Source organism: Psychrobacter sp. 1Y4 (assembly GCF_051847555.1).
In genome coordinates, this window is the sequence record NZ_JBPYDE010001198.1 from 1 (window position 1) to 509 (window position 509).

At 43.6% G+C, this 509-nt stretch carries 1 protein-coding gene; it reads left to right on the plus strand.

The annotated features are described in order from the left end of the window. Positions 1 to 221 precede the first annotated feature (221 nt). Positions 222 to 509, plus strand: a 288-nt coding sequence (locus ACS8FC_RS21125; RefSeq protein ID WP_439298220.1) for a glycosyltransferase, incomplete at its 3' end; no start/stop codon positions are given.

Below are 509 nucleotides of genomic sequence, written 5' to 3' on the forward strand. Positions count from 1 at the left end.
GCTACTGGAAATACTTAAGCGAAAAGCAAGTATTGCCCAACGCTGAGCATCTACAAAAACGCCGCTAAATACGTTTGGGCAGTTTTTAGCCGAGAAAATCATGCTCATGTCTTTTGGAAAGCCAAATATCTGACGCTATCTTTTTATCTTGATGGTTGAGTTTTAAGCGCTTTTAACTGACAATAGCAGCTTGATATTACTAACCGGTGACCCACGCTATTATGAAAGTTATGCGCTTACTATCGTCTTTGAAGCATGATGAATCCGAGCGCGGTATTTTTCATCTTGGGCGCGCACTGGTCAAAAACGAGCACACTTCCATCATTGTCGCTAGTGCCAGCGAAAACAATGACTTGGTCAGACGTCTCAAGCGTGACGGCAACATCTATCATCAGCTATACATGAACAAAAAATCCTGGCTATCCTTATTACAAGTCTCAGCACTGCGGCATTTGATTGAGAAGTATGAGCCTGATGTCATTCATGTACACTCGCGCACGCCTGCATGG